Source organism: Lapillicoccus sp. (assembly GCF_036559105.1).
Classification (GTDB): Bacteria; Actinomycetota; Actinomycetes; order Actinomycetales; family Dermatophilaceae; genus Lapillicoccus.
Window position 1 is genome coordinate 1 of the sequence record NZ_DATBTV010000006.1, and the last position, 20,498, is coordinate 20,498.

General features: G+C 71.1%; 23 protein-coding genes and 2 pseudogenes. 13 read left to right on the forward strand and 12 right to left on the reverse strand.

From position 1 onward, the window contains the following. Both VIG79_RS00475 and VIG79_RS00480 read right to left on the reverse strand, forming a co-directional pair. A pseudogene (locus VIG79_RS00475) lies at positions 1-271 on the reverse strand (hypothetical protein); the annotation flags it as partial. Beyond that, positions 268-1,248, reverse strand: a complete 981-nt coding sequence (locus VIG79_RS00480; protein WP_331880714.1) for a GlxA family transcriptional regulator — start codon at positions 1,246-1,248, stop codon at positions 268-270. The gene VIG79_RS00480 and the pseudogene VIG79_RS00475, both read right to left, overlap by 4 nt. A gap of 92 nt (positions 1,249-1,340) precedes the next feature. Between VIG79_RS00480 and VIG79_RS00485 the strand changes: the two genes are divergently transcribed. From VIG79_RS00485 to VIG79_RS00510, 6 genes are all read left to right on the forward strand, one after another. Then, a complete protein-coding gene (locus VIG79_RS00485; protein WP_331880716.1) occupies positions 1,341-1,658 on the forward strand; it encodes a hypothetical protein in 318 nt (105 codons plus the stop codon). A gap of 86 nt (positions 1,659-1,744) precedes the next feature. Then, positions 1,745-2,827: an App1 family protein gene (locus VIG79_RS00490; RefSeq protein ID WP_331880718.1), complete on the forward strand. Its 1,083-nt coding sequence runs from the start codon at positions 1,745-1,747 to the stop codon at positions 2,825-2,827. Between the two features lie 366 nt (positions 2,828-3,193). Continuing rightward, positions 3,194-4,054, forward strand: a complete 861-nt coding sequence (locus VIG79_RS00495; RefSeq protein WP_331880721.1) for an Fpg/Nei family DNA glycosylase — start codon at positions 3,194-3,196, stop codon at positions 4,052-4,054. 33 nt (positions 4,055-4,087) lie between these two features. Continuing rightward, positions 4,088-4,426 (forward strand): rhodanese-like domain-containing protein, encoded by a 339-nt coding sequence (locus VIG79_RS00500; RefSeq protein ID WP_331880722.1) that lies wholly within the window; start codon positions 4,088-4,090, stop codon positions 4,424-4,426. A 17-nt stretch (positions 4,427-4,443) separates the two neighbouring features. Next, positions 4,444-5,289, forward strand: coding sequence for a pyridoxal kinase PdxY (gene pdxY / locus VIG79_RS00505; RefSeq protein ID WP_331880725.1), 846 nt, complete (start codon positions 4,444-4,446; stop codon positions 5,287-5,289). 22 nt (positions 5,290-5,311) lie between these two features. Continuing rightward, a complete protein-coding gene (locus VIG79_RS00510; RefSeq protein WP_331880727.1) occupies positions 5,312-6,331 on the forward strand; it encodes a 1-aminocyclopropane-1-carboxylate deaminase in 1,020 nt (339 codons plus the stop codon). A gap of 38 nt (positions 6,332-6,369) precedes the next feature. Here the strand turns inward: VIG79_RS00510 and VIG79_RS00515 are convergent, their stop codons facing one another. After that, positions 6,370-6,942: a helix-turn-helix domain-containing protein gene (locus VIG79_RS00515; RefSeq protein ID WP_331880729.1), complete on the reverse strand. Its 573-nt coding sequence runs from the start codon at positions 6,940-6,942 to the stop codon at positions 6,370-6,372. 83 nt (positions 6,943-7,025) lie between these two features. Here VIG79_RS00515 and VIG79_RS00520 point away from each other — a divergent pair, with 83 nt between their 5' ends. Both VIG79_RS00520 and VIG79_RS00525 read left to right on the forward strand, forming a co-directional pair. Continuing rightward, the gene (locus tag VIG79_RS00520) at positions 7,026-7,436 is read left to right on the forward strand and encodes a DUF4345 domain-containing protein (RefSeq protein ID WP_331880732.1); all 411 of its coding nucleotides are present in this window, start codon (positions 7,026-7,028) and stop codon (positions 7,434-7,436) included. Positions 7,437-7,481: 45 nt separating this feature from the next. Next, complete coding sequence (locus tag VIG79_RS00525; protein WP_331880734.1) at positions 7,482-7,991, forward strand: hypothetical protein; 510 nt, start codon at positions 7,482-7,484, stop codon at positions 7,989-7,991. Here the strand turns inward: VIG79_RS00525 and VIG79_RS00530 are convergent. The 5 genes from VIG79_RS00530 to VIG79_RS00550 are packed head-to-tail and all read right to left on the reverse strand — an operon-like array spanning position 7,957 to position 12,455. After that, complete coding sequence (locus VIG79_RS00530; protein ID WP_331880736.1) at positions 7,957-8,817, reverse strand: alpha/beta hydrolase; 861 nt, start codon at positions 8,815-8,817, stop codon at positions 7,957-7,959. The genes VIG79_RS00525 and VIG79_RS00530 overlap by 35 nt on opposite strands. Next, on the reverse strand, positions 8,814-9,797 hold the full coding sequence (locus VIG79_RS00535) for an ATP-dependent DNA ligase (RefSeq protein WP_331880738.1): 984 nt from the start codon (positions 9,795-9,797) through the stop codon (positions 8,814-8,816). The genes VIG79_RS00530 and VIG79_RS00535 overlap by 4 nt, the downstream gene beginning before the upstream one ends. After that, on the reverse strand, positions 9,794-11,197 hold the full coding sequence (locus VIG79_RS00540) for an FAD-binding oxidoreductase (RefSeq protein WP_331880741.1): 1,404 nt from the start codon (positions 11,195-11,197) through the stop codon (positions 9,794-9,796). The genes VIG79_RS00535 and VIG79_RS00540 overlap by 4 nt, the downstream gene beginning before the upstream one ends. Then, positions 11,194-12,042: an alpha/beta hydrolase gene (locus VIG79_RS00545; RefSeq protein ID WP_331880743.1), complete on the reverse strand. Its 849-nt coding sequence runs from the start codon at positions 12,040-12,042 to the stop codon at positions 11,194-11,196. Before VIG79_RS00545 ends, VIG79_RS00540 begins: the two co-directional genes overlap by 4 nt. A 23-nt stretch (positions 12,043-12,065) precedes the next feature. Next, positions 12,066-12,455: a VOC family protein gene (locus VIG79_RS00550; RefSeq protein WP_331880745.1), complete on the reverse strand. Its 390-nt coding sequence runs from the start codon at positions 12,453-12,455 to the stop codon at positions 12,066-12,068. Positions 12,456-12,583: 128 nt separating this feature from the next. Here VIG79_RS00550 and VIG79_RS00555 point away from each other — a divergent pair, with 128 nt between their 5' ends. Beyond that, positions 12,584-13,786 (forward strand): ATP-binding protein, encoded by a 1,203-nt coding sequence (locus tag VIG79_RS00555; RefSeq protein WP_331880747.1) that lies wholly within the window; start codon positions 12,584-12,586, stop codon positions 13,784-13,786. A gap of 1,456 nt (positions 13,787-15,242) precedes the next feature. On the opposite strand, the gene VIG79_RS00560 is transcribed toward VIG79_RS00555, so the two are convergent. Both VIG79_RS00560 and VIG79_RS00565 read right to left on the reverse strand, forming a co-directional pair. Further along, positions 15,243-15,608, reverse strand: a complete 366-nt coding sequence (locus VIG79_RS00560) for a hypothetical protein (RefSeq protein WP_331880749.1) — start codon at positions 15,606-15,608, stop codon at positions 15,243-15,245. A 381-nt stretch (positions 15,609-15,989) separates the two neighbouring features. Next, positions 15,990-16,418 (reverse strand): superinfection immunity protein, encoded by a 429-nt coding sequence (locus VIG79_RS00565; protein ID WP_331880751.1) that lies wholly within the window; start codon positions 16,416-16,418, stop codon positions 15,990-15,992. A gap of 156 nt (positions 16,419-16,574) precedes the next feature. Between VIG79_RS00565 and VIG79_RS00570 the strand changes: the two genes are divergently transcribed. Continuing rightward, positions 16,575-17,474: an NAD(P)-dependent oxidoreductase gene (locus VIG79_RS00570; RefSeq protein WP_331880763.1), complete on the forward strand. Its 900-nt coding sequence runs from the start codon at positions 16,575-16,577 to the stop codon at positions 17,472-17,474. On the opposite strand, the gene VIG79_RS00575 is transcribed toward VIG79_RS00570, so the two are convergent. After that, positions 17,440-19,437, reverse strand: coding sequence for a translation factor GTPase family protein (locus tag VIG79_RS00575; protein WP_331880754.1), 1,998 nt, complete (start codon positions 19,435-19,437; stop codon positions 17,440-17,442). The genes VIG79_RS00570 and VIG79_RS00575 overlap by 35 nt on opposite strands. 181 nt (positions 19,438-19,618) lie before the next feature. On the opposite strand from VIG79_RS00575, the gene VIG79_RS00580 reads away from it, so the two are divergent. From VIG79_RS00580 to VIG79_RS00590, 3 genes and pseudogenes are all read left to right on the forward strand, one after another. Next, positions 19,619-19,954, forward strand: a complete 336-nt coding sequence (locus VIG79_RS00580; protein WP_331880757.1) for a YybH family protein — start codon at positions 19,619-19,621, stop codon at positions 19,952-19,954. Between the two features lie 46 nt (positions 19,955-20,000). Next, positions 20,001-20,150: pseudogene (locus tag VIG79_RS00585) on the forward strand (HNH endonuclease signature motif containing protein); the annotation flags it as partial. A 92-nt stretch (positions 20,151-20,242) separates the two neighbouring features. Beyond that, positions 20,243-20,380 (forward strand): hypothetical protein, encoded by a 138-nt coding sequence (locus tag VIG79_RS00590; protein WP_331880760.1) that lies wholly within the window; start codon positions 20,243-20,245, stop codon positions 20,378-20,380. A gap of 1 nt (position 20,381) precedes the next feature. On the opposite strand, the gene VIG79_RS00595 is transcribed toward VIG79_RS00590, so the two are convergent. Beyond that, a complete protein-coding gene (locus VIG79_RS00595) occupies positions 20,382-20,492 on the reverse strand; it encodes a VOC family protein (RefSeq protein ID WP_331880766.1) in 111 nt (36 codons plus the stop codon). Positions 20,493-20,498: the final 6 nt, after the last annotated feature.

Below are 20,498 nucleotides of genomic sequence, written 5' to 3' on the forward strand. Positions count from 1 at the left end.
GGAACACGTCGTCGGGGTCGACGGTCCAGCCGTGCCGGCGGGCCAGGTCGTCGGCCAGGGCGTCGGCGAGACCCGAGGGACCGGCGTCGAGGGGGTACCCGAAGGTCTCGGCGTCCACCGCTCGGTGCAGCGCCGCCGTGACGGCCGGAGCGGTGGGGTAGTCCATCTCGGCCACCCACATGGCCAGCACGTCGTCCGGCTGGCTGGCCCACTTCAGGGTCCGGCGGGCCCGCAGCGCGTCCGGCGTGAGGGCCTGCAGGTCGACGGTCACGCGCTCAGCTCGGCCGCCAGCGGCCGCTCGGTACGGCTGAACGTCCGGCGGTAGTCACTGGGCGCGACTCCGACCTGGCGTGTGAAGTGGTGTCGCAGCAGCGCGGCGCTGCCGAAGCCGCTGCGGCTGGCCACCTGGTCGATGCCGAGGTCGCTGCTCTCGAGCAACTCGCGGGCGCGGTGAACCCGTTGCAGGGCCAGCCATTTCGCGGGAGTCGTGCCGGTCTCCTGGACGAACCGACGGGCGAAGGTCCGGTCGGACATCGCCGCGCGGCGGGCGAGCACGGCCACCGGCTGCTCGGTGTCGAGGTTCTCCTCCATCCACGCCAGCACGCTGCGCAGGCTGTCGGTGGCGCACTCGGGGATCGGCGTATCGACGAACTGCCGCTGGCCGCCGTCGCGCTGAGGCGGGACGACCATCCGGCGGGCGATCGTCGTCGCGATGGCGGCGCCCAGCTCACGGCGCACCAGGTGCAGGCACGCGTCGATGCCCGCAGCGGTGCCGGCGCTCGTGACGATGTCGCCGTCGTCGACGAACAGGACGTCACGGTTGACCCGGGCTCGCGGGTAGGCGGCCATCAGCTCGTCGGCGTTCATCCAGTGGGTCGCGCAGTCACGGTCGTCGAGCAGCCCGGCCGCCCCGAGGACGAAGGCGCCGCTGCAGACCGAGATGAGGGTGGCGCCGGCGGCGTGGGCGCGTCGCAGCGCGTCGAGCATCGTCGGCGAGAACTCGCGCAGCTTGGTGGCCGGGACGGCGACCAGGTCGGCGCCCTCGAGGGCCTCCAGCCCGTAGGGCACGTTGAGGGACAGCCCGTTGAGGAGGTCGACCGGCCGCTCCGGATGCTCCGCGCAGACCCGGAAGTCGAACGGGGGCACTCCCTGGGCGGTGCGGTCGAGCCCGAAGACCTCGTGGACGACCCCGAACTCGAACGCTGCAGCCTGATCGGCGAGGAGGACGGCGACGGTCTGCAGGGGCATACCGGCGATGATGGCACGATTGGCAGGAAATTGTCGATAGGCGGCCTATCTGCCACTTATGGCGGGAACTCGACGAGCGCATGATTACTGCCATGACCATTGAACTCCTCGCCAGCATTGCCGACACCGCCGGTGCCGTCGTCGTGGTCGCGGCCCTCGCGACCCTCGTCGTCGGCCTCCTGGAGCGCACCCACCGCCGCGAGAGCGGGCTGGGCCACGCCCCCTTCGGTGCCGACCTCGGCGCCTCCGACCGTCGCGATCGTGTCCGTGACCGTGACACCCTCCGGGTGCTCGACGAGCTGCGTGCGGCCACCGACAGTGACACCGACCCGACGCATACCCGCTCGGCCTCGACCCCTTCCGGACGGAACCGCACCCTCACGGTCCGCCGCACCCTCCGCTCGGTCTGAGCACGCGCACAGCGGTCCGGCACCACCAGGGTGCCGCCAACCTCCTCGAACGGGTAGGCGGCGCTCGGGTGCCATAGATTGACGGCATGTCGCGCCCGCACGTCGCCGCGCTCGTCGAGGACACGTGGCACCGTCAGCTGGAGCGCGGCCTGCGTCGCCGGGGCTGGGAGAACCGGATCATCGGACATGTGGGCTACGGGTCGCCGTCGCTCATCCGGGTCTTCGGACGGGTTCTCCTCGGCCGGGCGCGGGACGAGGGTGGGGACAGCGACGAGCCGGACCCCACCTACGGCGGCATGCGCTCGCCGTTCCTGCGCGACCGGGGCTGGCGCGCGTTCGTCACGGCACCGGCGATGGGCGTTCCCGTGTCGGTGCGGGTCGACGGTCGCACGTTCCACGCACGCAGCGACCGATCCGGGCACATCGACGCGACCTTTCGCGACCACGGGCTGGAGCCCGGCTGGCACCGCGTGACGATCTCCGCCCAGGGCGCCAAGGACATCGAGGCCGAGGTCGTCGTGGTTGGCCCGGAGGTCACCAGCGGCCTGGTCAGCGACATCGACGACACGGTGATCACGACGACGCTGCCCCGGATGATGATCGCCGCCTGGAACACCTTCGTGAAGCACGAGGGGGCCCGCCGCGTCGTCCCCGGGATGGCGCCGATGTACCGCGAGCTGCTGGCTGAACACCCGGGTGCACCGATCGTCTACGTGTCGACCGGCGCCTGGAACACTGCGCCCACACTCAACCGGTTCCTCCGCAGCCATGGGTACCCCGTCGGGCCGCTGCTCCTCACCGACTGGGGGCCGACCAACACCGGCTGGTTCCGCAGCGGCCAGGAGCACAAGCGCGCCTCGCTCGACCGGTTGGCCAAGGACTTCCCGAACATCCGCTGGTTCCTCGTCGGCGACGACGGTCAGCACGACCCGAAGATCTACCAGGACTTCGCGGAGGCCCGTCCCGAGCTCGTCGACGCCATCGCCATCCGCCAGCTCACTCCGACCGAGCAGGTCCTCTCTCACGGTCTGCCCGTGTCGAACGAGGAGCTGCAGCCGCGCAACACCCGCCCGCCGCGGGAGGTGCCGGTCTACTACGCGCCCGACGGCTACGGGCTGCTCGAGATCCTCCGCGGCGCCGGCAAGGTCGGGGTTGCCAGCCAGACCTGAGCAGTATGCGTAGGGCGTACCCGAATGCTGAGGCTGCCCTCGCGACGATAGGACGCACCTCCATCAGGCACACGCCTCACAGCTGTCGGCCGACCGGTCAGCGACGTGGTTGGACGGTCAGGGGTCCGAGACGCCGCACCGCTCGTTTGCGAACTCAGGGTTGAGTGGTTCGAAGGGGCCGTGAAGATGACGGCCGGATGCCGTGCGAGGCGTCACTGCTCGGGCGCACAAGTCCCGTCTGGGCCATACGTCGAGTGGCGCCTTGCGCTGGGCGGTATGGGTCACGCGCACGGTGGGGGTGTGCACCATTCCGCTGTTCGGCTCTCAACGTCGCCCAACGACTTGCCCAAGTGAGACGATGACGCCGTGCCGGAGCTGCCCGAGGTCCAGGCGCTCGTCGACTTTCTCGCCGAGCGGACGGACGGGCTCGCCGTGGCCAGCGTCGAGCTCGCGTCGTTCTCGGTGCTCAAGACGTTCGACCCGCCGCCGGCCGCGCTCGCGGGTGGGATGGTCGACGGCTGGTCGCGGCACGGCAAGTTCCTCGACCTGAACGTCGACGGCATCCACCTGGTGTTCCACTTGGCCCGCGCCGGCTGGCTGCGCTGGTCGGAGGCCTTGCCGCATACCGTGATGCGCCCGGGCAAGGGGCCGATCGCTCTCCGCGTCCGGTTCGACGACGACTCGGGTTTCGACCTCACCGAGGCCGGTACGAAGAAGTCCCTCGCCGCCTACATCGTTCGTGACGTCAACGAGGTGCCCGGCATCGCTCGGCTCGGCCCCGACCCGATGGCCGACGGCTTCGACGAGGACACCTTCGCCGGGATGATCGAGGGGCGGCGCACGCAGATAAAGGGGCTGCTGCGCGACCAGGAGTTCCTCGCCGGGGTCGGCAACGCCTACTCCGACGAGATCCTCCACGTGGCCAGGCTGTCGCCGTTCGCCATCGCTGGTTCGCTCAAGCCTGCGGAGGTGGAGCGGCTCTACGCTGCCCTGCGCGACACCCTCGCCGGCGCCGTGGTCGCCGCCTCGGGGAAGCCGGCCGCCGAGCTCAAGGACGCCAAACGGGAGGGTATGCGGGTGCACGGCCGCACCGGCCAGCCCTGCCCCGTCTGCGGCGACACGGTGCGCGAGGTCTCGTTCGCCGACTCGTCGCTCCAGTACTGCGCCACGTGCCAGACCGCTGGCAAGCCGCTGGCCGACCGGCGGATGTCCCGACTCCTCAAGTAGGGCGCTCCGGCCGGGTTTGCCAGAATGGGTGTCATGTCGAGCCAGCCGAACGTCCCCGTGGTCTCCGTCTCCGACCTGCCCGACGACGCCGTCATGGTGGACGTCCGCGAGCGCGGCGAGTGGGTGGCCGGCCACGCGCCCGAGGCGGTGTTCATCCCGATGGGCGACGTGCCCGGACAGATCGAGGCGCTGCCGCTCGGTGACGGTCCGCTCGCGGTGGTCTGCCGCAGCGGCAACCGCTCCGGCCGCGTCGTCGCCTGGCTGTCCCAGCAGGGCATCGACGCGGTGAACGTCGCGGGCGGGATGCAGGCCTGGGAGACCGCGGGCAAGCCGATGGTCGCCGAGGGCGCCGGTCCGGCTCGCGTCATCTGAGCCGCGCCCCCTCTCGTATGCGCATCCTCTCGATCCAGTCGCACGTCGCCTACGGTCACGCCGGCAACTCCGCCGCGGTCTTCCCGCTGCAGCGGCTCGGCCACGACGTCTACCCCGTCCTCACCGTCACGTTCTCCAACCACACCGGGTACGGCGCGACCCGCGGGCCGCTCATCGCCCCGGACGACGTCCGCGAGGTCATCAACGGCGTGGAGGACCGTGGCGCCTTCCCGACCATCGATGCGGTCCTGTCCGGGTACCAGGGCGCCGAGGCGGTGGGGGAGGTCGTCCTCGACGCGGTCGCGAGAGTCAAGGCGGCCAACCCCGCTGCGGTCTACTGCTGCGACCCGGTCATGGGCGACGTCGGGCGCGGGTTCTTCGTCCGGCCGGGCATCCCCGAGTACATGCGGGACCAGGTGGTCCCGGCCTCCGACATCGTCACCCCCAACCAGTTCGAGCTCGAGTTCCTCACCGGCCGGCCGGTGACCACGCTGGACGACGTCGTAGCGGCTGTGGAGCAGCTGCACCGGATGGGGCCATCAACGGTGCTCGTCACCAGCGTGCTCACGGCCGACACCCCCGAGGGCGAGATCCAGATGCTGTGCTCGTCCCCCCAGGGTCGCTGGCTGGTCTCGACCCCCCTGCTGCCGATGACCGTGCGCGGCGGCGGCGACGTCACCGCGGCCGTCTTCCTCGCGCATACCCTCACCGACGGTCCGCGGACCGCCCTCTCGCGCACCGCCGCGACGATGTTCGCGATCCTCGCGGCCACGCAAGAGGCGGGACTCGAGGAGATGGCGCTCGTCGCCGAGCAGGACGCCATCGCCAACCCGGATGAGCGGTTCCCCGTCACCGACGTCTAGCACGTCCGCCAGGATGGCGGTCATGTCGATCGAGTCGTTCGCCCGCACACCCCTGCTGTTCGGGCCGTCGCCGCTGCATCCGCTGAACCGCCTGACCGAACACCTCGGCGGCGCCCACGTCTGGGCGAAGCGGGAGGACTGCAACTCGGGGATCGCCTACGGAGGCAACAAGACCCGCAAGCTTGAGTACCTCGTGGCCGACGCACTCGACCAGGGCTGCGACACCCTGGTCTCGATCGGTGGCGTCCAGTCGAACCACACCCGCCAGGTCGCTGCGGTGGCGGCGCACCTGGGCCTCCGGTGCGTCCTGGTCCAGGAGAGTTGGGTCGACTGGCCGGACCCCGTCTACGACAAGGTCGGCAACATCCTGCTCAGCCGCCTGGTCGGGGCGGACGTCCGCCTCGTGCGCTCCGGATTCGGGATCGGGTTCAAGGAGAGCTGGGAGCAGGCGCTCGCCGACGTCAAGGCCTCGGGCGGCGCGCCGTATGCGATCCCCGCCGGCGCGTCAGACCATCCGCTCGGTGGTCTGGGCTTTGCCCGATGGGCCTACGAGGTGGTGGAGCAAGAGCGCGAGCTGGGTGTCTTCTTCGACACCGTCGTGGTCTGCTCGGTCACCGGGTCGACCCAGGCGGGGATGGTCGCCGGCTTCGCCGCGATCGCCGACGCCCGCGGCCGACCGCGCCGGGTCCTCGGCATCGACGCGTCGGCGAAGCCGGCCGAGACGCGAGACCAGGTGGCCCGGATCGCCCGCAACACCGCCTCGCTGCTGGAGCTCGACCGCGACCTGCGAGACGACGAGATCGAGCTGGACGAGCGCTATCACGCCGGCACCTACGGCATCCCCGACGAGACGACGCTGGACGCGATGCGGACCGCCGCTCGGACCGAGGGGATGATCACCGACCCGGTCTACGAGGGGAAGTCGATGGCGGCGCTCATCGACCTGGTCGGGCGGCAGGAGATCCCGGCGGACTCGACGGTCCTCTACGCCCACCTCGGTGGCCAGCCGGCCCTCAACGGCTACAGCGCCCTGTTCTCCTGACACATACCACCTCGTCCCTCGACGCCGTTCCGTACGAGTCAGAGGGCGGCCATCGACCCCCGCAGCGCGCCGAGGCAGACGTCGCGCAGGACCACCCGGGAGAAGGCCGGGGCAGCGAGCCAGTCGACGCACAGCACCCTGACGAAGGTCAGCCAGCTCATGAGGACCGCCGACAGCGTATCGCGGGCCACGCCGTCGACCGGCTGGGCGGCGAGCACCCGCTCGCGGAGGACGGCCAGCTCGTCGCCGATGATCGCCTGGATGATCGGGTCGCCGGCCAGCGTCCGGTTCGCGGTGAGCACCGCGCTCCGGTTGGCGAGGAAGTAGTCGATGTGGGCGTCGAGGCCGGCCACGACCTGCGGCTCGAGCGGAAGGTCCGGGTCGATGCGCGTCACGTCCAACAGCTGGTCCGCGGCCAGCTGGTAGACGCCGGCGAAGAGGTCCCGTTTGCTGGGGAAGTACCGGTAGAGCAGCGCGCGACTGACGTCAGCGCGAGCGGCGACGTCCTCCATCGCCACATCGTCGTACGCGTTCGTCGCGAAGAGCTCGGTGGCCACGCCGATCAGCTCGTCGCGGCGCACCTCCGGCGTGAGGCGGCGGCGCACGGTCATGAAGTACAGGCTAGTTGACGAGTGTCCAACAGCGGCCTAGCCTCGACGTCTACTGGATGGTCGTCTACTAGCGAGGGGTCGGCATGGCCCGAACGCTGCGATGGCTGGCTCTGGCTATGGGTCTTGCCTGTGCGCTGATCGGGGTGGTCCACCTGTTGTTCGGCGTCGCGTCCGTCCCCGGTGAGGCGGCCGCGGGCGCGACGGTGGACAGCCGGGAGCGCTACTACGGCGCGGTCTTCCTCGGCTACGGCCTGGCATGGGTGTGGGCGGCTCGGCAGCGTCCGGTGCCGGCTACCGCCGTGCGCTGGCTCGCGGGCGTCTTCCTGCTCGGAGCTGTGGGGCGGCTGATCTCCCTGGTGCTGGCCGGACCGCCGCAGGTGTTCCAGGTGGTCCTGACCGTCATCGAGGTCGTCCTGCCTCCGGTGTTCTTCTGGCTCGCGCCCGCGGACGAAAGAGCGGCAACCACCGCCCTTCGGGCGTCGCCGGATCGATGAAAAGTCGGTGGTGGCTGACGTTGTCGGAGTCGTAGCGTCGATGCCATGGATGTCGTCTTCGAGCGGGTCGACGCCCGGCGCTACCTGATCGGGGTGCGGCGCAACGCCCGTACGGATGTCGGTGCCGACATCTGGCCACGCCCGGGGCCGGGGCACGCCGAGGTCCCGCACGACCTGGTGCACTTTGTCGTCGAGGAGCAGGCCGGGCTGCCGCTGGGGATCTACGGTCAGGTGGCTGCGGGTGGGGAGGTCGGCGGGTTCTTCCGCACCGCTCCGGGCGACCGCCACAAGGCCGCTGACCAGCGCCGGTCTCGCCGGCTGGGGTCGGCCGGCGCCGGCGACGTCGGGATGTCGGAGCGGCTGGCGTCGCTCGTCGACGAGCGGGGACGGCTGCGCGGGCCCGTTCCGGTCGAGCTCGACCCCGCGCTCGGCGACCGCATCCAGGCCCGGCTCGACGAGGTGCTCGCTCGGTGGCGCGCGACCCCGCCGGGCGGTCAGCTGGTGCTGACCTGGCCCGCAGTCAGGGCCGCAGCAGGGCGACGACCTGGTTCATGACCTCGGGCGTGAACCCGGAGACGTGGCCGCCCGGGAACACGTGCACGGTCGCTCCGGCACCGGCAAGGCCCTCGGCGAACGGCCGGAACAGGTCGCCGTCGCCGGCGAACACGTCCACCGGCATGGGGAACCGGTCGAGCGAGACCCCCCACGGCTGGTTCCAGATGATCAGCGCCTCGTTCGTGTAGGCGTGTGGTTGGCGACCGCCCTCGACCGCCGCCGCGCGGAACGCGTCGTAGACCTCGGGACGGTGGAGCACCTCCACATCGGAAGGGTGCTGCCCGCGCATCCGCATCGACTCGAGGACCTCGGCAACCTTGCCGGTGCCGCGGTACTGCACGACCTGGGAGACCGTGGCGAACACCGACGGATGGTCTCGGGCAAGGCGCATGAAGCGCGAGATCTGACCGGGCAGCCCGGCGAGGATCTCGTCCTCGGCCGGAGGGCCGGGGTTGACGGCGACGACACCGCGGACGAGGGGACCGCCGGCCGCGGCGAGGGCCAGCACGTGCGAGCCGCCACCCGACAGCCCGGCGACCCGGACCCCGTCCACGCCGAGGTGGTCCGCGACGGCGCGGGTGTCGGCCACGACGTCGAGCAGCGTGCGACCTGGCTGGACCGAGGACCGGCCGGCCCCCGGTCGGTCCCACCCGATGAGCCGAACGCCCTGGGCGGCGGCGGCATCCGCATACAGGGCGGCCTCCAACCGAGAGCTGCCGGTGCCGTGGAAGTAGAACGCGACCATGCCAGAGGGGTCGCCTACCTCGCACAGGGCCAGCCGCCGTCCGTCGGGCAGGACCAGGTCGTCGAGCTCGCGCACCGTCATGACTTCTCCTTCGCCGCCTTCCGGCGCTTGCCCTCGTGCATCGCCAGGACGCGCGCGATGGGAATGTCGTGCCCCTCGGCGACCAGGTCGGCCCGGAGGGTCTGGGACTCGGGCATCAGGTCGGCCCACGCGTCGCGGTCGCCAAGGAGACCAGGAGCCGTCCGAATCGTGAAGTCCCGCGGACTGACCGCCTCCAGGTCGTCCCAGCCGACCGGGAACGACACGGGAACGCCGGGCCGGATCCGTGGGCTGTAGGCGGTGATCACCGTTGCGCCGCCGGCCCGGGTCGAGTCCACGAACACCTTGCCGTGCCGCTCGTCGACCACGAAGGCGGTGGTGGCCAGCTGCGGGTCGATCTTCTCGGCGCGCGCGGCGATCGCCCGCGTGGCAGCGGCGACGTCGGCGGTGTCGGTCGGAGCCACCGGCACGAAGACGTGCATCCCCTTGGCGCCACTGGTCTTCGCGGCGCCGGCGAGGCCCGCCTCGTCGAGGACCTGTTTGACCAGTCGGCTGGCCGCGACCGCGAGTCGGAACCCCTCCTGGGGATCGACACCGGTTGGCGGGTCGAGGTCGAGGATCAGGTGGGTCTGGTGGACCGGGTCGTCCGTCGTCATCAGTCCCGGGTGGTACTCCACGGCCCGCTGGTTCGCGAGCCAGAGCAAGGTCCGGCGGTCGTTGGCCAGCGCGTAGGCGATGTCGCGCTTGGGCCGCTCGGCCCAGATGGAGACCGACTGCACCCAGTCGGGCGTGTACTTCGGGAGGTTCTTCTGCATGAACGGCGCCTGCCCGGCGCGGACGCGGATCACGGACAGCGGCCGGTTGCGCAGGTGCGTGACCATCCGGTCGGCCATCTGCTCGACGTAGTCGACCAGGTCGCGCTTGGTTGCGTCGGAGTCGTCGAACAGCGGCTCGTCGAGATGGGTCAGCGGTACGCCCTCGCGGGACTCCTCGGAGGTGCTCTTGGCCGCCACGTCCGTCACCACACCTTGCCGGGGTTGAAGATGTTCAGCGGGTCCATGGCGTCCTTGACCGCCCGCTGCAGGGCGATCGAGGCGGGGTCGAGCTCGCGGTGCATCCCGTCACGTTTGAGCAAGCCGATGCCGTGCTCGCCGGAGACCGTGCCACCGAGGGCGATCGCGGCGTCGAGCATCTCCTCGAACGCGGCCTGCGCCGCCTCCCGCGCCGCGTCGTCGCCGGGCGGGGTGAGCAGCAGCGGGTGCAGGTTGCCGTCGCCCGCGTGCGCGATGGTGGCCATCCGGACGTCGTGCCGCTTCGCGATGTCGAGCAGCTGCGCCAGCATCGCCGGCACGGCCGACCGTGGCACGCAGATGTCCTCGGTGAGGACCGGCCCGAGCCGCTCCAGAGCGGGGTATGCGAGGCGGCGCGCCGCGAACAGCGCCTCCGCCTCGGTGTCGTCGCTGGACTCCACCGCCCACAGCGGGTTGCCGTCCTCGAACGCCGCGACGATGCCACGGGCCTCGTCGGCGCCGCCCTCGCCGGGGGTGTCGACCCGGGCGAGCAGCAACACTTGCGCCTCGGCCTCGAGCCCGAGGTGCTTCCACTCCTCGACGGCGGTGAGGCACTCGCGGTCGAGCAGCTCCAGCGCGTACGGGGTCAGTCCGCGGCGCGTCACCGAGGCGACCGCGACGCCGGCGTCGACGAGGTTGTCGAACGCGCCGACGATGGTGCGCGGTGTGCCGGCGAGCGCCGGGCGCAGCCGCAGCGTCACCTCGGTGACGACGCCGAGCGTCCCCTCCGAACCGACCATGAGGCCGCAGAGGTCAAGTCCCGCAACGCCTTTCGCGGTCCGGCGACCCAGCCGGACCGCGGTGCCGTAGCCGGCGGGACCGCCCATGACCGCACGCATCCCGAGCACGTAGTCCCGGGTGACGCCGTACTTGAGGCAGCAGAGGCCGCCGGCGTTGGTCGCGACGTTGCCGCCGATCGTCGACCACGGGGCGCTCGCGGGGTCCGGCGGGTACCAGAGGCCCTGCTCGCGCACGATCGCCTTGAGGTCGTCGTTGACGATGCCCGGCTGGACGACGCAGATGAGGTTGTCGGCGTCGACCTCGACGACCTGGTCCATCTTGGACAGGTCAAGGACGAGGCAGCCGTCGACGGCGTTCGCGCCCCCGGAAAGTCCGGTACCCGCCCCACGTGGCACCACCGGGACGCGGAGGTCGGCGCAGATGCGGACCGCTTCCTGGACCTCCGCCTCGGAGCGCGCTCGCAGCGCCGCCAGGGCCGAGCCGACCGGAGCCCACTCGGCGTCGTCCGCGGACAGGCTGGCCACGATGTCGCGGTCGGTGACGAGCCGCTGCTCAGGGATGGTTCGGGACAGGGCCTCCAGCAGCTGCGGCGTCGTGACGACGGCGCTCACGCCAGGGCCTCGCGCAGCAGTGCGGCCGTGGCCTGCGCGCCGCGAACGGTCATGATCGTCCCGGCATGGTCGAGGCCGTCGAGGGCGACGACCGAGACGCACTGCGGCGCATACATGTCGACGACGTCGGCGGGGTACATAGGGGCCGATTCGCGGCCGATACTCCACTCGGCGTGCGTCCAGCGGACGGGGACGCCGACGTCCCGCCAGGGCACGTCACCGAAGAACGTGTCGCGCCCGTCCTCGACCAGGGCGTCGGCGGAGAGTCGCACCAGACCGTCCCGCAGGTCGTGGTCGAGGTAGTGCCGTAGCAGCGGGTCGTCGGGGTCGAGGAGCTGACCCGTGGTCGAGCAGAAGTACTCGAGGTAGGCGTCGAGACGGTCCCAGCGTCGTCCCAACCGGCCCGTCCGGTCGGCGAAGGCCGACTCGACGTTGTCCGGCGTCAGCCCCGGAGGCGGCGTCAACGGGAACCCACCGTCGACCAGCGTCAGGCTGGCGACCCGTTCGGGATGGCGGTGCCGCAGCTCCAGGGCGACGAAGCCGCCCATCGACATGCCGACGACGGGGACCCGGTCCAGGCCCAGCACGTCGAGCACCGTCGTCATGTCATCGGCGTGGCGGGCGAGCCCGTAGGGGCCCTGGACCTCGACGCTGTCACCCCGGCCCCGCAGGTCGGGCGTGACGAGCGTGAGCTCGGGCGCCTCGGCGTGCAGCCAGGACCAGAGCCGGCGATGGCTGCTGATCCCGTGGATCGCGAGCACCGGCGCGGTGGAACCACCGAGGACCTCGTACGCGAGGTCGCCACCGGGCACCGTCACCGACCCGACCTCGGACGTCGTCGTCATGAGTCCACCGTAGGCGCGGCGCCCTACTGCAGCTCGGCCGGCAGGTCGGACCGGCGCATGAGGATGCAGAACTCGTTGCCCTCGGGATCGGCGAGGACGGCCCAGCCGCGGTCGGGCTTGCGCAGGTCGTTGACGATGGTCGCGCCGAGGGCGAGCAGCCGGTCGATCTCCTCGTCGCGAGTCCGGTCCGTGGGCCGAAGGCACATGTGCATGCGGTTCTTGACCGACTTGGCCTCCGGAACCTTGAGGAAGAGCAAGTAGCGGCCGTCAGGCCCTTCGAGTCCGCACTCCTCGTCCCCGGGGTGCTGGTCCTCGTCGGTCATCCGGAAGTCCTCGAGGACCTCCTTCCACCAGAGCGTCTGGGCGTAGGGGTCGCCGGCGTCGATGCAGAAGTTGCTGGTCTGGGAAGCCATGCGCCGAACCGTGCCATCCAGCGGCGACAGCCGCCACCGGGATTCCGCCCGGTGTCCCCGAGCGACACGCATACCGTTCGATCGGTCAATCTCGGGAGCGCGCTAGACACGCGCATACAGTCCGATCCGTGGACCCCGTGCGGAACCCGTATGCGCCGGGCGCCGGACAGCGCCCGCCCGAGCTCGCCGGGCGGGACGAGCAGCTCGCGGCCTTCGACGTGACCCTGGAGCGGGTGGCGCACGGCCGACCGGAGCGGTCGGTCGTGCTCACCGGACTGCGCGGCGTGGGCAAGACGGTGCTGCTCAACGCCCAGCGGTCGGCGGCGGTCCGGGCCGACTGGGGCACCGGGAAGCTCGAGGCGCGGCCGGACCAGCCGCTGCGCCGGCCGCTGGCGTCCGCCTTGCACATGGCGATCCGCGAGCTCGGGCATCCGCAGTCGGACGACGTGCTCGGGACGGTGAAGGCGTTCGCAGCCCGCGACGTCGGCTCCGGCCGGATGCGCGACCGCTGGAATCCTGGCATCGACGTCCCGGCCACGACCGGGCGAGCCGACTCCGGCGACATGGAGATCGACCTCGTCGAGCTGCTCACCGACGTCGGCGGCCTGGCCGCCGACGTGGGCCGGGGCGTAGCCATCTTCGTCGACGAGATGCAGGACCTACGGCCCGAGGACGTGTCCGCTCTCTGCGCGGCCTGCCACGAGCTGTCCCAGAACCGGCTGCCGGTGGTCGTCGTCGGCGCCGGTCTGCCGCACCTGCCGGCCGTGCTGAGCGCGAGCAAGTCCTACAGCGAGCGACTGTTCCGCTACAGCCGCGTCGACCGGCTCGACCGCGAGGCCGCGGACCGGGCCCTCGTCTCCCCGGCCCATGACGAGGGCGTCGAGTTCACCCCCGGGGCGCTCGCCGAGATGTATGCGGCGACAGCGGGCTACCCCTACTTCGTCCAGGCGTACGGCAAAGCGGTCTGGGACGCGGCGGCCGGGTCACCGATCACGGTGGACGACGTCCGCGTCGCCGCCCCGGAGGCGGAGGAGGAGCTCGGGGTGGGGTTCTTCGGATCGCGCTTCGAGCGGGCGACCCCGGCCGAACGCGAGTACCTGCGAGCCATGGCCGAGACCGCCGTCGCCGATCGTGCGGGCGAGGTCGAGGCGGGCGAGCCCGACTCTGTGCCCACCGCGGCCGTGGCGGCACATCTGGACCGGAAACCGCAGTCGCTGTCGCCGGCGCGGGACGCGCTGCTCAAGAAGGGCCTGATCTACTCCGGCGAGCGCGGCCGCATCGCGTTCACGGTGCCCCACTTCGGGCGGTACCTGCGAGCCACGGCCGGCTGACGGTCAGCGCCCAGCGATGTGCGCGACAACGACATCGCGAACCTGACCATCGTCGAGGGCCACGACGGCCTCATCGTGGTCGGCGGTGCGACGGCGCGACGGCGCGACGGGGGCGGAGGCCGCAGCCCAGGGAATGGCCCTGTTCCGGGTGCCGAAGGTGCGGGCGGGATGGGGGTATCGGCAGAGACCGCTCGGGGGGCCGGGGTCAGCGGGCCTCACCCCGTGGGATCTGAGGTGAACCGCGCGTTTCACGGACCGTCTGGCGGTCGTTTCCGAGGGTGGGTGCGCCACCGCTCCCGGGCACGGTGGAGCGGTCGGACGTACAGCCACGGCCAGGTGATGAGAGGAGTGATGTCATGGGCCACTTCTCGCCACGCGGCCAGGCGCCTGCGACGCCCTTCCTGCGGGCTGAGGCCCCGTTCCGTCCTGGCCGCCGTGACCGACAGCTCGACGGCGATGGTCGTGAAGAAGGAGGCTGGAATAGCCACGAAGGCCGCGGCCCTGACCCACCACGGCCAGGGTGGAGGGACCGCGAAACTGAGCCATAGCAACAGCAACGCGGCGACGCAGCCGACCGACACGATCGCGACCCGCCGCCTGCGCACAGCTGATTGTGGCGCCCGAACACGGTGAGTGCCTCGCCGGCCACCAGGCAAGGTGGGGGTCAGGTGACGGCGACGAGGGCGTCGGGTAGTCGATAACGAGCCGGCGGTGCCGGTACACCCTGGCACCCACGGCGCCGTGGATGGGTTGATCGGTCCAGGTGGACATGTAGGTGTGGAAGTCGGTGTCCCGGCGCCGTTCGAACCAGCGCGCCTCCTCGAGGCGGCTCCGATCCGGACCTCGGGGACCTGGATGAAAGGGCTGCTACGGGCGGTGCTGGCGTGGGCGACGAACGCCAAGGATGGGTGGTCGCGGTGCCACCGGTCGAAGATGCTGTCGACGACGAACGACGAGGCCCCGAACCGTGGTCGCTTCAGCACCTGCTGGGCGGCGCCGGTCAGCTCGACCGTGGCACCGGTGTCCAGCAGCATGTCGATGTCGTCACCCTCGATCCGGACGGTGACGCGGGGGAACGGTGGCTGGAGCTCCCCGTTCGCTCCGCGCAGGAAACCGAGCGGTGCGCCGTCGGTCGGCGGGTCGACGTCGACCTCGAGGCGCCCACGCCGGTAGTCGAACGCCCACAGCCGCCCGCAGAACCACCACGCGTCGACGACTCCGTCGGCGTCGGTCTTCATCGACATCAGCCACGCGAGACTGGAGGCGGGCATCGGTGGATCCAGTGGCAGCCGGACGCCGACCGCGCCCTCTGCCCAGTTAGAGCCGGTACCCGCAGCAACGACGAGACCAGCTCCGGGTCGACGTGGTATCCGCGGCCCGTGACGGGGCGCCGTGAGGCGGACGGGATCACCTCGCGCCGCGAAAGGGTGAGTCGGGTCAGCATCCCCGAGTGGGGTCAGGCGTAGTCGACGAGCCAGCCGGAGCAGTTCAGCAGCCGGCCGGTCGAGTACTCCGCGGTGCATACCCGCCACGTGACCTTCGCCCCTTCGAGGATCTGGTCGTTGCACTCCTCAGGCCCGTTGGCCGCGCCGTTGTGGTCCCAGCACCGGAAGTACGCACCGCCCTTGGAGGACGCGGTCCACTGCACGACGACCGAGTGGCCGTCCGGCCAGTTGTCGTAGACGCCGAACTTGTCACCGTAGGAGTGGAAGTAGCCCCAGCCGGCCATGTGGCCGCCGACGTAGAGCTTGTAGCTCGAGTCGGCGAACGAGGACTGCGCCCCGGCGACGGCGAGCGTGGCGCTGGCGGCGACCGCCGTCAATGCCCGCCACACCTGACGTGAGCGGCCTGCCCCTCGTGACCCGGCCGTCGTCGACCTCGTCGATCGCCTGATCGGTCTCACCCTGCCTCTGCCGACGTGACGCGCGACGGCGCCGGGTGGCCCGACCCTAGGGTCAGGTGCTCCGGGACCGGGCCTGTCGGATCGCGGCGCCGCCGAAGGAACGACGATTGTCGACGCTGGCGGAAACCCGTCACACGAGTCGTGTAACGAACCCGGGCGCGGGGCCGATGGAACGGGTGTCGTGGCGCCACCCGGACCCCCGAGCGGGTGGTGCCACGTCATTTCTGTTGTCGGAGTGCGCGCGCGAGCGGCCGACCGGAGCACGTGGCCGGACGCAGCGGCCCTTGCGATCAGCGGACCTCAGGACGGCTGGCGGACCGCGGCGACCTGATGCGAGCCGCAGGCCATGACCAGGGCCACGATCCAGCCGATCAGGCTCCAGCCCACGAGCAGGTTGACCAGCGCGATCGCCCCGCTGTTGGACTTGCCCCGAGTGGCGGCAACGGCCCACGGCAGCATGTAGCCGAGCGTGACGATCGCGATGACCCACGCCACCGCGAGCGCCGCCCCACTGACGCGAGCGTCAGTGACGAAGGTCGGTGCGGCGGCGTGGTGGTAGTGATGGACCACCTGAGCAGCGGCCGGCGGTGGGAGCGGGGCAGGGACGCTCGCGCGGTGCTCGGTCCAGCGGCCGCCGTCCCAGTAGCGCAGCTCACCGTTCAGGGGGTACCAGCCGGCCGGCGTGACGGGAACCGGTTGCGTGGCGTCGTAGCGCGGAGCATCCTGCATGGCGGCAGCGTAGGGGTGACATGACCACGTTCGCGGCGGTTTGCGCGGACTGAGGCCTCCGGCGCGCTGCGGACACGGCAGGAATGCGACGAAGGATGTCCGCTCGGAAGGTCGTGGGCCGCACGCGGATGGCGGGATGCTCCCGGCGTGACTCCTGTGGGGTTCGTCGGTCTTGGTGTCATGGGTCGGCCCATGGCGCTGAACCTGCTGCGGGGTGGGGTTCCGCTAGTGGTCTGGAACCGGTCGTCGCGCGCGACGGACGAGCTCCGGGCGGCCGGCGCCGAGGTCGCCGCCAGCGTCCCCGACCTCTTCGCTCGGACCGACCGAGTGCTGCTCATGCTGGCCAACGGCGACGTTGTCGACAGTGTGCTGGGCCGCGGCACACCGACCTTCGACCACCTCGTGCGGGACCACCTCGTGGTCCACATGGGTACGACGGCACCGGCGTACTCCGAGGCCCTCGGCCGGGACGTGGTCCGCTTGGGTGGTCGGTACGTCGAGGCCCCGGTGTCGGGGTCGAGGCTGCCCGCCGAAGAAGGGCAGCTGGTCGCCATGCTCGCCGGTGACGACCTCGACCTCGACGAGGTCGAGACCATGGTCGGGCCGACCTGTGCCTCCGTGGTCCGCTGTGGGGCGGTGCCGTCGGGTCTGCTGATGAAGCTCGCGGTCAACCTCTATCTCGTCACCACGGTCACCGGGCTGGTCGAGGCCTACCACTTCGCTCATCAACAGGGCCTGGACCTGGAACGGTTCCGCGAGGTCATCGACGGTGGTCAGATGTCCAGCCCGATCTCGAGGACCAAGCTGGCCAAGCTGCGCTCCGGCGACTTCGCCGTCCAGGCGGCGCTCGGCGACGTGCACTACAACGCCCGGCTCATCACGACGGCGGCACACGATGCGGACGTGGCGACGCCCCTCGCCGATGCCAGTGAGGAGCTGTTCGCGACGGCCGAGCGGTTGGGCCACGGAGGTGTCGACATGGCCGGAGTGCTCCGCGCCTTCGAGGCGCGTACCGCCGCTCTCACGAACGGCCGACGCGACGGGTCGTCGTCTTGAGGTAGTTCACGCGATCGGTCGGGTCCTCGTCGGTGCGCGGCCGCACCGGGGGCGGACCCACCGCCGGCGCGAAGTGGTCGAGGCGTGTCGTAAGGATCCCCTCGCCACTGGTGAGGTCGGGGAGCCGCTGCTGGAGCGCGTGCACGGACACCGCCGGCACCGTGCCCCGAACCACGAGGTGGCGCGCGCTCTGCCGCGTCTCCAGCGGGGTCGCCGCCAACCGAGGGAGGGCTGCCAGCACCGTCGCATACAGGCGCTCGGGGATCTCCAGCTCGAACCGGTGCACCGGCACGCATACGATTGTCCGCGCGCGCTTCAGCGCGGTCATGAGGACCAGCGGCGCGAGGCAGCGGAAGTCCGCCGCGGTGCTCGAGATGCTCTTGGTGAAGTCAGCGTGCCCTACGCTGTGTCGTCCCCAGTAGCCCGAATGGGTAATGGTGACAGTGCAGTCCGGGATCTCCCACCCGTACGGTCCTTGCCGCAGCGTCGCACGCACGGACTCCTCTACGGCGGTGAAGAACGCCGGCGGCATGGACCCGAGCTCGACCTCGAGCCCGACCGCCACGCCCGCTCCCAGCGGTGCGGGCTCGACGCGCAGTCCCACCGCCGCGAGGAACGGGTTGCTCGTCATGCCGATGAGCTCGTGGTCCGCCCCGATGCCGACCAGCCGCTCGACACAGATCGGTGTCGACTCGCGGAACGTGACGGGAACGCCGTACTCGGTCTCGAGCAGGCTACCGAGGACCTCCTTCTGCACCTCGCCGTAGAGCGACACCGCCACCTCTCGGCGACCGTCGTCCTGACGGACGTCGATGAGCGGGTCCTGTTCCGCGAGCTGACCCAGTGCCGTGTAGAGCGAGACCCGGTCGGCGGGGTCGACCGGGTCGACCACCGTCTCCAGCGACGGCCGGACGAACTGGTCGCTGCTCCGTCGGGTCCACGCACCGAGCGGGTCGCCGATCCGGGCCGACTCCAGGCCGCGAACCACCCCGATCTGCCCGGCCACCAACGTGGCTGACGTCTGGGCGCCACCAGGACGATGGACCCGGATGTCGGTCACCCGCTCCTCCCGGCCGTGGCCGAGGTCGACGTGCGCTCGCACCCGTAGCGTGCCGCAGCCGACCCGTACCTGAACCAGCTTCGCCCCGTCGTCACCGCGGCGGATCGCGAAGACGACGCCGCCCAGGGGAGCGTCGACGTCGGCGGTGGGCGGGGGGAGGAGGTCGGGGAGCAGCCGCATCAGCTCGGGGACCCCGGCGCCGGTGATCGCGGAGCCGAACAGCACCGGGTGCGCGCGGCCCGCCGCGGTCTGCTCACCGAGGCGACGGACCAGCTCGGCCCAGCGGTATGCGGGTCGCTCGCCGACGGCGGCCGCGAGGACGTCGTCGTCGATGTCGGCCAGCGACTCCGTGAGTCGCTCTGTCTGCCAACGGCTCTCGCGAAACTGTATGCGTGCGGCCGGTGATCCGGGGTCGGTCACCGTCCCGATGCATACCGTGGCCCGCGTCAGCCGGTCACGGATCTCCCCGACCACCCGGTGGGGGTCGGCGTTGCGCCGGTCGACCTTGTTGACAAAGAAGACCGTGGGGATGCCGAGCCGGCGCAGCGCGCGGTAGAGGACGAGCGTCTGGGCTTGAACGCCCTCGACGGCCGACACGACGAGCACGCACCCGTCGAGGACCGCGAGGGCGCGTTCGACCTCCGCGACGAAGTCGGAGTGTCCGGGGGTGTCGACGAGGTTGACGGCGAGGCCGTCGACGCGGAACGACGCGACCGCGGAGCGGATGGTGATGCCACGGCGGCGCTCCAGCGCCATCGTGTCGGTCTGGGTGTCGCCGGCGTCCACGCTGCCGAGGTCGGCGAGAACGCCGGCCTCGTAGAGGAGGCGTTCGGTCAGGCTGGTCTTGCCGGCGTCAACGTGCGCGAGGATGCCGAGGTTGAGAGTGGGTTCCGGGGTGAGCAAAGGCCTTCACGTCCATTCGGTGGGTACGTACCTGCTGGGACATGAGGGCTGCTCGCATCGCTCGGTTTCCTCCTCGCTCGGGTCTGCGGACGTCTCGAGGACACCACGACCAGTGGCCGCCCGTCGAACCATTTACGCGCCAGGCCGATGAGTTCGGCCGTTCTCGCCGGTCCCAGCCTTCATGACGGGTACCACGAGGACGCAGGACGAAGCCCAGATCCGCCACGTGATCGAGGAGTGGGCGCAGGCGGTCCACGAGGGCGACCTGCCTCGAGTGCTCGCGGACCACGCCGACGACATCGTGATGTTCGACGTGCCGCCGCCGGAGGACGGGGTGCGTGGTCTCGACGACTACACCGAGACCTGGCCGCCGTTCTTCCGGTGGCAGGCGAGTGGGGCGACGCGATCGCTGGGTGGTCGCGCACGAGCACCACTCGTTCACCGACCGGTCCTGATTCGCCGATTCGCCTGCTACATAACGTTATTGGCCCTTGTCGGAGTGTCGATGAGGTTCTAGGGTACGCCGACGCCTCACCCGTCCGGACGACGGCACCCTGGTGGCGATGGACTCCGAGCGCCGGCTCTTCGACGGCGGGCTGCGGCGGTTCCTCCTCGCGCGTGACGGCACTTGTCGCACGCCGTGGTGCGACGCCCCGGTCCGCCACGTCGATCACGTCGTCGACCATGCGTTCGGCGGCCCGACCAACGCCGAGAACGGTCAAGGGCTGTGTGTCCGGTGTAACCACGCGAAGCAGGCCGCAGGGTGGAGGGCCACAGCCGACGGAGGTGGGGACGGAACCCACCCGTGGCGCGCGCATACCGTCGTCTTGACGACACCGACGTGGACCGGTACTCGTCGACCGCTCCACCGGTGCTCGTTCTCGCTCCGGCCGACGAGCCGAGCCCGCTGGAGCGGGCCTACGAGCGGCTGCTCGCTGCCTGACTCAGCCACGCTCCTGCGCGGTGCAGATGCAGGCCTCGTTGCCCTCGGGGTCGGCGAGGACCCAGAACGACGGTGCCTCCGTGTCCGAGACCATGTGGCCCCCGGCCTCGATGGCGCG

Excerpts from the sequence above, each read along its gene's own strand:
- VIG79_RS00480 (WP_331880714.1), bottom strand. The coding sequence starts at position 1,248 with ATGCCCCTGCAGACCGTCGCCGTCCTCCTCGCCGATCAGGCTGCAGCG.
- VIG79_RS00485 (WP_331880716.1), top strand. The coding sequence starts at position 1,341 with ATGACCATTGAACTCCTCGCCAGCATTGCCGACACCGCCGGTGCCGTC.
- VIG79_RS00490 (WP_331880718.1), top strand. The coding sequence starts at position 1,745 with ATGTCGCGCCCGCACGTCGCCGCGCTCGTCGAGGACACGTGGCACCGT.
- VIG79_RS00500 (WP_331880722.1), top strand. The coding sequence starts at position 4,088 with ATGTCGAGCCAGCCGAACGTCCCCGTGGTCTCCGTCTCCGACCTGCCC.
- pdxY (WP_331880725.1), top strand. The coding sequence starts at position 4,444 with ATGCGCATCCTCTCGATCCAGTCGCACGTCGCCTACGGTCACGCCGGC.
- VIG79_RS00510 (WP_331880727.1), top strand. The coding sequence starts at position 5,312 with ATGTCGATCGAGTCGTTCGCCCGCACACCCCTGCTGTTCGGGCCGTCG.
- VIG79_RS00515 (WP_331880729.1), bottom strand. The coding sequence starts at position 6,942 with ATGACCGTGCGCCGCCGCCTCACGCCGGAGGTGCGCCGCGACGAGCTG.
- VIG79_RS00520 (WP_331880732.1), top strand. The coding sequence starts at position 7,026 with ATGGCCCGAACGCTGCGATGGCTGGCTCTGGCTATGGGTCTTGCCTGT.
- VIG79_RS00525 (WP_331880734.1), top strand. The coding sequence starts at position 7,482 with ATGGATGTCGTCTTCGAGCGGGTCGACGCCCGGCGCTACCTGATCGGG.
- VIG79_RS00530 (WP_331880736.1), bottom strand. The coding sequence starts at position 8,817 with ATGACGGTGCGCGAGCTCGACGACCTGGTCCTGCCCGACGGACGGCGG.
- VIG79_RS00545 (WP_331880743.1), bottom strand. The coding sequence starts at position 12,042 with ATGACGACGACGTCCGAGGTCGGGTCGGTGACGGTGCCCGGTGGCGAC.
- VIG79_RS00550 (WP_331880745.1), bottom strand. The coding sequence starts at position 12,455 with ATGGCTTCCCAGACCAGCAACTTCTGCATCGACGCCGGCGACCCCTAC.
- VIG79_RS00565 (WP_331880751.1), bottom strand. The coding sequence starts at position 16,418 with ATGCAGGATGCTCCGCGCTACGACGCCACGCAACCGGTTCCCGTCACG.
- VIG79_RS00580 (WP_331880757.1), top strand. The coding sequence starts at position 19,619 with ATGACGGGTACCACGAGGACGCAGGACGAAGCCCAGATCCGCCACGTG.